Raw genomic sequence first — 561 nt, forward strand, 5'->3', positions numbered from 1 at the left:
GGATGCGCTTGCTTTCGACGGCTGGAAAGGCGGTCAGTCCCGTATGACGCAGGCACAGGAGGTGGCGTTATGCGCTTGGCTGGAAGCCCGCTTCTGTCGCTCGACGGTCGAGATCAGGGCCCATGTCGCGGCTGAGTGTGGTCTGAAATATTCCCATTCCGGCTGCATCAAACTTCTGGCCCGACTGGGCTTTGAATACCGCAAGCCCAAGCCCCTGCCGCGCGTGGCATCAGCGCAAATGCAGGCAGCCTTCATCGCATTTTACGAGCGCCTGATGCGTGAGTTACCAGCAGATGAAGCCGTCTACTTCGCCGATGCGGTGCATCCGGAATACCAGACCAAGCCTGCATTTGGCTGGGTGAAGGTGGGATCAAATCCAGCGGTTCTCAGCACGGCAGGGCGAGGCCGTGTGAACATTCATGGGGCTGTAAACCTCGAAACCTTCGATGCACCCTTTGTCGAGCCCACAACCGTTGATGGGGTCAGTGCAGTGCAGCTTCTGACCAAGATCGAGGAGCGCAACCCTGACAAGCGCGTCATTCATGTCATCTGGGACAACGC

At 58.5% G+C, this 561-nt stretch carries 1 protein-coding gene; it reads left to right on the top strand.

Annotation, left to right across the window (positions count from 1 at the left end; genetic code table 11):
* Nucleotides 1–561: transposase (locus ACOI1H_RS26150; protein WP_422441276.1), on the top strand; the 561-nt coding region annotated here is incomplete at both ends.

The sequence above is a fragment of the Loktanella sp. DJP18 genome (genome assembly GCF_049310965.1).
Lineage (GTDB): Bacteria > Pseudomonadota > Alphaproteobacteria > Rhodobacterales > Rhodobacteraceae > Loktanella.